The organism is Cryobacterium sp. Hh7, from assembly GCF_004403155.1.
Lineage (GTDB): Bacteria > Actinomycetota > Actinomycetes > Actinomycetales > Microbacteriaceae > Cryobacterium > Cryobacterium levicorallinum.
This window is the reverse complement of the sequence record NZ_SOHG01000024.1, coordinates 63,250-72,020: the sequence shown is the minus strand read 5'-3', so window position 1 is coordinate 72,020 and position 8,771 is coordinate 63,250. Positions and strand designations below refer to the sequence as shown.

7 protein-coding genes are annotated in these 8,771 nt (G+C 66.5%); 4 read left to right on the top strand and 3 right to left on the bottom strand.

The features are described from left to right. Positions 1-292: 292 nt before the first annotated feature. Entirely contained in the window at positions 293-1,081 is a 789-nt protein-coding gene (locus E3T43_RS09020) for a crotonase/enoyl-CoA hydratase family protein (RefSeq protein ID WP_134472207.1), read from the top strand. Between the two features lie 441 nt (positions 1,082-1,522). On the opposite strand, the gene E3T43_RS09015 is transcribed toward E3T43_RS09020, so the two are convergent. Further along, complete coding sequence (locus tag E3T43_RS09015; protein ID WP_134472206.1) at positions 1,523-2,503, bottom strand: diacylglycerol kinase family protein; 981 nt, start codon at positions 2,501-2,503, stop codon at positions 1,523-1,525. 123 nt (positions 2,504-2,626) lie between these two features. On the opposite strand from E3T43_RS09015, the gene E3T43_RS09010 reads away from it, so the two are divergent. Both E3T43_RS09010 and E3T43_RS09005 read left to right on the top strand, forming a co-directional pair. Continuing rightward, positions 2,627-4,090 carry an NAD(P)/FAD-dependent oxidoreductase gene (locus E3T43_RS09010; protein WP_134472205.1) on the top strand — a complete coding sequence of 488 codons (1,464 nt, stop codon included), beginning with the start codon at positions 2,627-2,629 and terminating at the stop codon, positions 4,088-4,090. Positions 4,091-4,093: 3 nt separating this feature from the next. Beyond that, on the top strand, positions 4,094-4,453 hold the full coding sequence (locus E3T43_RS09005) for a Fe-S oxidoreductase (protein WP_134467270.1): 360 nt from the start codon (positions 4,094-4,096) through the stop codon (positions 4,451-4,453). A gap of 109 nt (positions 4,454-4,562) precedes the next feature. On the opposite strand, the gene E3T43_RS09000 is transcribed toward E3T43_RS09005, so the two are convergent. Together E3T43_RS09000 and E3T43_RS08995 are read right to left on the bottom strand one after the other, a co-directional pair. After that, complete coding sequence (locus tag E3T43_RS09000; RefSeq protein WP_134441719.1) at positions 4,563-6,053, bottom strand: catalase; 1,491 nt, start codon at positions 6,051-6,053, stop codon at positions 4,563-4,565. Between the two features lie 46 nt (positions 6,054-6,099). Then, a complete protein-coding gene (locus tag E3T43_RS08995; RefSeq protein ID WP_134441721.1) occupies positions 6,100-6,582 on the bottom strand; it encodes a Fur family transcriptional regulator in 483 nt (160 codons plus the stop codon). A 95-nt stretch (positions 6,583-6,677) separates the two neighbouring features. Between E3T43_RS08995 and E3T43_RS08990 the strand changes: the two genes are divergently transcribed. Beyond that, positions 6,678-8,735 carry an MMPL family transporter gene (locus E3T43_RS08990; protein WP_134472204.1) on the top strand — a complete coding sequence of 686 codons (2,058 nt, stop codon included), beginning with the start codon at positions 6,678-6,680 and terminating at the stop codon, positions 8,733-8,735. Positions 8,736-8,771 lie beyond the last annotated feature (36 nt).

Genomic DNA, 8,771 nt, shown 5'->3' with positions numbered 1-8,771 from the left:
TCAGAATCGCTCATAATCAATTTTCCCAGACCAACACCCCAAGCACGGGAAATCGACCGGCGTTTTAAACTTTGGTACTACTGACCCACGCTCCTAGGCACTGATCTCGCAGGTGACCGGACTGAGTGAGTGGGAATGCGCATAACTCCTGCAATTTCTGGCTGGCCAGGGACACACCGGCGTCATTCCAGGCAACTTTGCGGGACCGCCAATGAATTGCAGGAGTTATGGACTCGGGGCGATAGGCCCGGCGAGCACCGCACGAATTCACACACCGACCAATGGAGGCCCCATGAACGATCAGCCCCGCATCCTCACCGAGCGCCGCGGCCACATTCTGCTGATCGGGTTCAATCGGCCCGAGAAGCGCAATGCCGCCGACTTTGCCCTGCTGCGGCAGCTCGCCCTCGCCTACGGTGAGCTCGACCGCGACCCCGAGCTGCGCGTCGGCCTGGTCTACGCCGTCGGCGAGCACTTCACGGCCGGGCTCGACCTCGCCGACATCGGTCCCCGGCTGGGCCCCGCCGGGCTCGAGATGGTGCCGGAGGGCGGCATCAACCCGTGGCAAGTGGATGGCGAATCCCTCAGTAAACCGGTCGTCATCGCCGTGCAGGGAACCTGTCTCACCCTCGGAATCGAGCTCATGCTCGCGAGCGACATTGTGGTTGCCGCCGAATCGACCAAGTTCGGGCAGATCGAGGTAGCCCGCGGCATATTGCCGTTCGGCGGCGCGACGATTCGGTTTCCGCGTGCGGCCGGCTGGGGCAATGCCATGCGCTGGCTGCTCACCGGCGAGCTGTTCGATACCGCCGAAGCGCATCGTTTGGGCCTCGTTCAGGAAGTCGTGCCCGACGGCACCCAGTTCGACCGGGCGCTCGAGCTCGCCGAGAAGATCGCCGCCCAGGCACCCCTCGCGATCCAGGCCACCCTCGCCAATGCGCGCCTGGCGCAGCGGGAGGGGGCGGCATCCGCTGAACAAGAGCTGCAGCCGGCCCTCGCCCGTCTGGTGCAAACCGAGGACTCCCGCATCGGCATGCAGTCCTTCATGACCCGGACCCCCGCCGTCTTCGTGGGCCGTTAGCCACGCGCGCACCTTCCTCTTCTGCGACCGGGCCCGGGCCCGGCAAGTGGGCCCATGATCGAACATGGGCCCGCGTGCATAAGATGGGCCCGGACACGCCGGGAGGCTCGTAGTCCGTACGGGGACGGCCGAAACCCTCCAGTCCCGTCAGAACGGCAGAGTCAACGCGCACGTCGGCCGGAAGACTGCCGCGCATATTCGCGTAGTCCTCAACCCCAAGACGGTGCTGTGGCGTTCGTTCCGCCACAGCCCGGCAGATCCACAGCATAGGTACTGCGGCTGCCTGCGATGGCGCGGCGCAGCGGTACGGTACGGACTAAAGGTGGGAGGTTCCAATTCCATGCACGATCACGAATACGGGCGTCACGGCAGCTTCGGCCGGCCCCGGGGAAAACTGAACGCCGAACTCAAATCTATCGATCAACATTCGTTCCGAGCGGGTCAGGAGACGACCCGGGGAACTCGTACGCGCAACTGCCCGGGCTCAATCCACGCTTTGAACGCGACGGCTCTGCCGAATTCATCCCCGTCGAGTTCGATCTGCTCCGGCCGGGAAAAGCGTGCGGAGAATATCGCACCGGTGTCGTAGCGCAGGTCTCCATCGTTTTCATGCTTCCCGGCGAGAGCTCGGCCTGCCTTGGTCCGACGCACGATGCCGTTGGTCCAGGCGATTTTCATCCAGACCCGAATCCAGCCCGCGGCTCCGCCCGGCCGGGTCATCATCACATCGAACAGTCCGTCGTCCAGGGCCGCTTCCGGCATCAGCAGAATGTTCGCGGGCAGTGACCCGCAGTTGCCGAGTATGAGAGTATGCACCGTTGCTCGCTTGACAGCATGATCATCGAGCTGGAATCGCAGGTGCAGTTCGTCGGGGTCACGCAAGGACGCGACGAGTGCTTTCACGTACGCTACCCACCCGGCCTTCTTCTTCAAATCCTCGTCGGTATTGGTGATCATTTTCGCGTCCAGGCCTAACCCGGCCATCACCACGAACGCGTGCTCATCGCGGGATTTGTCGTCTCGCTCGATCCGAATCATGCCCAGGTCGATGGCGCGATCTTCTCCGACAAAGGCGGTGCGCACGCTTTCGGGCATGTCGTTGAGTGTCATCTTCAGGTTGCGGGCGAGGAGGTTTCCCGTTCCCGACGGCAACAAACCAACCGGTACGTCATGCCCGCGCACGGCCTCGACGACCGCACGCACGGTACCGTCACCACCAGCAACGATGACCAAATCAACACCTCGAGCCAGCGCCTGGGCGGTCACTCCCTGGCCGATGTCATCGACGGACGTTTCGAACCAGACGCTCTCAGCCCACCCAGCAGTAGCAGCTTCCGTGTTCACGGCGTCTCGAAGTACGTCGATATCGACCTTTACGGGATTGTAAATAACCGCGGCGGTGAGTGAGTGAGGATGCCTCATCGGCTTAGTGTAGACGATACCGACGCGCCGGCAACAACCCCGATCGGCAGAACTCAGGGTGGCGGCCCCTCACCTCGGGATAGGCTGCACTGAACAGATGCGCCACATAATCAAGGAGATTCAATGTCGAGTCAGAGCTACGACGTCATTGTGATCGGCGGCGGCGCTGTCGGCGAGAACGCGGCCGACCGCACCGCGCAGGGCGGCCTGCGCACGGTCGTCGTCGAAAGCGACCTGGTCGGCGGCGAATGCTCGTACTGGGCCTGTATGCCGTCGAAGGCTCTGCTGCGCAGCGGCGCCGCTCTCGCTGCGGCCAGGCGCGTGCCGGGCGCCGCCGAAGCCGTCACCGGAACCGTCGACGCGCGCGCCGCCCTCAAGCAACGCGACGCCATCGCGAGCCACTGGAAGGACGACGGCCAGGCAAAGTGGCTCGAGTCGGCCGGAATCGACCTGGTACGCGGCCACGCCCGCCTCACCGGCACGAAAGAGGTCACCGTGACGTCCGCCGACGGCACCGTGACCGTGCTCACCGCCACGCACGCCGTCGTCGTCAGCACCGGTTCGGCCGCCCTCCTGCCCGACATTCCGGGCCTGACAAACATCGAACCGTGGACCAGCCGCGACGCGACCAGCGCTCAGGAGATTCCGGCCAGCCTGGCGGTGATCGGCGGCGGCGTCGTCGCCGCCGAGATGGCCGCCGCTTACGCGTCGCTTGGTTCTGCGGTGACCGTCATCGCGCGCAGCCCGCTGCTCGGCGGTCAGGAACCCTTCGCCGGTGAGCTCGTCACCGCCGCCCTGCGGCGCAACGGCGTCACCGTGCTCGTCGGCCCGTCCACCACCGAAGCCCACCGCGACGCAGACGGCACCGTCACGCTCACCCTCGACGACGGCAGCACCGTCACGGCCGAGAAAGTGCTCGTGGCCATCGGCCGAATCCCGCGCACCCAGGATCTGGGCCTTGAAACCGTCGGGCTCGACGGAGGCGACTGGCTCGCCGTCGACGACACCCTGCTCGTGGAGGGCGACTCCCCTGCGCTGGCCGGTGATTGGCTCTACGCCACCGGTGACGTCAACCATCGCGCGCTCCTCACCCACCAGGGCAAGTACCAGGCCCGCGCGGCCGGCGACGCGATCGTGACCCGCGCGGCCGGCAGCCCGATCGACACCGCGCCCTGGGGCGCGCACGTCGCCACGGCCGACCACGCCGCCGTGCCCCAGGTTACCTTCACCGACCCGGAGGTGGCCTCGGTCGGGTTGACCGCAGCATCCGCTGTGAAGGCGGGGTATCGCATCCGTATTCTGGATTACGACCTGGCCAACCTGGGCGGTGCGTCGGTGCTCGCCGTCGGCTACGTCGGCAAGGCGCGCGCGATCGTCGACCTCGACCGCGAGGTTCTGCTCGGCGTCACCTTCGTCGGGCAGGATGTCGCTGAGCTGCTGCATTCGGCCACGGTCGCCATTGTCGGCGAAGTGCCGATCAACCGGCTGTGGCATGCCGTGCCGAGCTACCCGACGCTGAGCGAGGTCTGGCTGCGGCTGCTCGAGGCCTACGGACGCCCCGGGTACACCGACGAAGAATCACGATAGCGGATGCGTCGACTCCTCTTTGATTCACCGGTGAGTCGCGCCGGCTACCTCTATGCGACCGCGTTCGGGCTGGTCTGGGGCTCGATCTGGAGCACCGGCCGGGTCGAGAAACGCGCCGGACTGTATGTGTTTCGCGGCATGCCGCCGTGGACGTTCGGACGCGGCGGGTCCTGCGTCGGCGGCTGCTACCTCACCAATCAGAACGTCACCGCGGCCGTGCTCGAGCATGAGGCCGTGCACAAACGCCAATGGCAGCGCTTCGGCATGGTCTTTCCGCTGCTATACGCGCTCGGCGGGCGCAATCCGCTGCAGAACCGCTTCGAGATCGAGGCCGGCCTGAAAAAGGGTGGCTACATCCGCTAGTTCAGCCAACGTGGCTCGTGACACCGCCGCCCATTCCGGTGAGCGGCTGCAGCACACACAAAACCGCCCGGGCTGGGAACAGGCCGGGCGGTTTTGTCGTGCAGAAGCGCTACTGCGCGGCGACGTACTCAGCGTCGATGGCGGCAGCCGCGGCGAACACAGCGAGGTTCGCACGCAGCTTGGCGCCGAGGTCGGCGTCAACGCTGGTCCAGTACCAAATGGCACGCTCGGTGACCTCGGGGCGGGTCACGCCGCTGATGGCACCGGTGATGGTGTCGAGGAAGCGCGCCTTGGCGGCGTCGTCGTAGACCTCGCGATACAGCGTTCCGGCCTGGCCGAAGTCGCTGTCCTCGCTGCGCAGGGTCGCGGCGGCACGCAGCAGCGTTCCGTCGCCTTCCCAGGCGCCCTCGCCGGCCGCGGCCGGGTCGGCGACGGGGCCACCAAGGGAGTTGGGTGCGTAGTTCGGCTCGCTCGGTGCGTTGTAGTAGTGGCGCTGCGCGCCATCCTGCGAGTAGTTATTGACAGGGCTCTTCGCCGCATTGATCGGCAGCTGGGTGTAGTTGGTGCCGACGCGGTAGCGCTGCGCGTCGGGGTAGGAGAAGATGCGCGCCATGAGCATTTTGTCGGGGCTTGCGGCAATTCCGGGAACGAAGTTGGCGGGCGAGAACGCGGCCTGCTCGATCTCGGCGAAGAAGTTCTCCGGGTTGCGGTTGAGGGTGTGGGTTCCGACCGGAATGAGCGGGAAGTCGGCGTGCGGCCAGACCTTGGTCACGTCGAACGGGTTGAATCGGTAGGTGTTGCCCTGCTCGTACGGCATGACCTGCACGGAGACGTTCCAGGACGGGAAGTTGCCGGCGGCAATGGCGTCGGACAGGTCGCGACGGTAGTAGTCAGCATCCGCTCCGGCGATGAGCTCAGCTTCTGAGCCTTCCATCTCGACGTTGCCCTGGTTGGATTCGAAGTGGTACTTCACCCAGAACCGCTCGCCGGCGGCGTTGATCCACTGGTAGGTGTGCGAGCCGAAGCCGGGCATTTCACGCCAGGAGCGCGGCAGGCCGCGGTCTCCCATGAGGTAGGTGACCTGGTGGGCCGACTCCGGGGAGAGCGTCCAGAAGTCCCACTGCATGGTCGCGTCGCGCAGGCCCGTGCCCGGCAGGCGCTTCTGCGAGTGGATGAAGTCGGGGAACTTGATGCCGTCGCGGATGAAGAACACCGGGGTGTTGTTGCCGACGATGTCGTAATTGCCCTCGGTCGTGTAGAACTTGACCGAGAAGCCGCGCACGTCGCGCCAGGTGTCTGGGCTGCCCTGCTCGCCGGCCACGCTGGAGAAGCGCTGCAGGGTGGGGGTGACGGTGCCGGGCTGAAACACGGCCGCGCGGGTGTACTTCGAGACGTCGCCGGTCACAACGAACTCGCCGTGCGCTCCGCCGCCCTTGGCGTGCACGATGCGCTCCGGAATGCGCTCGCGGTTGAACTGGGCGAGCTTCTCGACCAGGTAGCGGTCGTGCAGCGCGGTGACGCCGTCGGCGCCGACGGTGAGGGAGTGCGCGTCGCTGGCGACGGGCGTTCCCGTCTGGTCGGTAGTGGGCTTGATAGTCATGGTGCTCCTTGGTGTGGATCAGCAACGCGAGGTTGGCGGGGGAAAGTTAGGGGTGTGCGGTGTCGAGCTGGCACTGGGCGCACAGGCCCCAGTAGATGACCTCGGCGGCGCGCACGTCGAAACCGAGCGCATCCGCCGGCGTGAGGCACGGTGCGTGACCGACGGCGCAATCCACGTCGTGCACCACAGTGCAGCGGGTGCAGACGATGTGGTGGTGGTTGTCGCCGACCCGGCGCTCGAACAGGGCGGGCGAACCGGCCGGTTCGATCTTGCGCACGAGTCCGGCAGTGCCTAGCGAGGCGAGCACCCCGTAGACCGCCTGCAGCGAGGTGCCGGGCAGGTCGGTGTGCACCGCTGTGAACAGGGCGTCGGCGTTGGAGTGCGGCATATCGGTGAGGGCGCGCAGCACCGCCAGACGCGGCGCCGTAACTTTGAGACCAGCCGAACGGATGCTGTCGGCCAGCAACCCGGCGTCGGCTGCGGCCAGGCGCAGGCCCGCGGTCTCTTCGCTCGGTTCGGTCGTCGTCATGCTCCGACCCTAACATTTGTTTTGAGTAATTCAAAACAAATTTGGGCACTGGTGTCGCTAGCTAGGATAGCGATTATCGAGGTTCTGGAGGAACTGTGCTCGCGATCACGCGCTTCATCACCGGCAAACGAACCGCCTGGGCGGTCTTGCTTGGAACACTCGTGGCGGTCGGTCTGCTGTTTGCGCTGCTCCCGGCCAATGAGTCCGAGGATTTTCCGGCGGCGGGGCTGCCGGAGACCAGCCAGGCGGCCCAGGTCACCGAGCTGCTCGCCGACTTTCCCTCGGCCGACCAGACCGCGGCGATCGTGGTCTGGAGCCGCGACGGCGCCGCGCTCACGGCGGCCGACCAAACCGCGATCACCGCCGCAGCCGAGCGGCTCGGCGCCGCGTCGATCGCTCCGCGTGCGGCCACACCTCAGTTCAGCGACGACGGTCAGGCGGCGCTGAGCGTGGTGCCGCTGGAGGCGGCGAGCGCGACGGCCGACATTGCGAAGACGGCCACCGACATCCGTTCAACGGCTTCGACCGCACTGCCGAGCGGGCTGACCGCCTATGTCACCGGGCCGGTCGGCTTTCAGTCCGACATCACCAACGCTTTCGCCGGAGCCGACTTTCGCCTGCTGCTGGTGACCGTGATCGTGGTCGCGGTGCTTCTGATCGTGACCTATCGCAGCCCGGTGCTCTGGATCGTGCCGCTCGTCGTGGTCGGGCTCGCCGACGGCCTGGCCGGCAAGGTCGCCGGCGCGCTGGCCGAACCGCTCGGTTTCGCCCTCGACGCCTCGATCTCGGGCATCCTCTCCGTGCTCGTATTCGGCGCCGGCACCAACTATGCCCTCCTGCTCGTGGCCCGCTATCGCGAAGAATTGCTGCACACCGAGAACCGCAACGTCGCCATGCGCACCGCCGTGACGAGCGCCGGCCCGGCCATCGCGGCCAGCGGCGGCACCGTTGCGCTGAGCCTGGCGACCCTGGTTTTCGCCGAACTGGCCGGCAACCGGGCGCTCGGCATCGCCTGCGCCATCGGTGTACTCATCGCCATTCTGTTCGCCCTGCTCGTGCTGCCGGCCGCCCTCGTGGTCTGCGGGCGCGGCCTGTTCTGGCCGTTCATTCCGCGCGTGCAGGCCCAGGCCACTGCCCCGCGCACCGGCTTCTGGACCAGGCTCGGTCGCGGAGTGGCCAGGCATCCGGTGATCATCACGGTCGTGTCCGTTCTGGCGATCGGTTCGCTCGCGTTCGGGCTGAACGGAGCCGCCGTCGGGTTATCCCAAGCCGACCAGCTGCTCGGCAACCCGGAGTCGGTTGTTGCCCAGGACATTGTGGACGAGTCTTTTTCGGCGGGGCTGACCAGCCAGACGGTCGTGCTGACGCCGGAGGCGGCATCCGCTGACACCGTGGCAGTGGCCCTGCAGACTCCAGGGGTCTCCGCGGCTGTCGCCGGTGAGAACGCCGGCGGCCTGACCCGCATCGATGTCACCTTCGACAGCGAACCCGGCAGCGACCTGACTTTCACGACCCTCAGCCAACTGCGCAGCGATTTAGCGGATGCTTCGGGCGCGGTCGCGCAGGCGCTGGTCGGTGGCAGCGATGCCACGGCCCTCGACACGAAAATCAGCGCCGAACGGGACCAGGCCCTGATCCTGCCGCTGATTCTGGGCATCGTCTTTCTCATTTTGGCGCTGCTGCTGCGCTCCCTCGTGGCGCCGGTGTTGCTCATCGCCACCGTGCTCGGCACCTTCTTCGCCAGCCTGGGAGCTTCGAACCTGATCTTTCAGAACCTGCTCGGCTTCGCCGCGTTCGACACCAGCGTCGTGCTGTTTTCCTTTCTGTTCCTGGTCGCTCTCGGCGTGGACTACAACATCTTCCTGACCACGCGAGCGCGGGAAGAGGCCCGGCGCTACGGCACCCGAGAAGGCATGGTGCGGGCGCTCTCGTCGACCGGCGCGGTGATCACCAGCGCCGGGATTCTGATCGCGGCGGTGTTCGCCGTGCTCGGCGTCCTGCCGGTCGTGGCACTCACCCAGATCGGCGTGATCGTCTGCATTGGCGTGCTGCTCGACACCCTTGTCGTGCGCACCGTACTCGTGCCGGCCCTGGTCTTTCTGGTGGACGACCGGTTCTGGTGGCCGTCGAAGCCGGTCGCGTCACGACAGTAGAATTCCGGCGCGACTCTGGTTGACTCCGGGCTCACG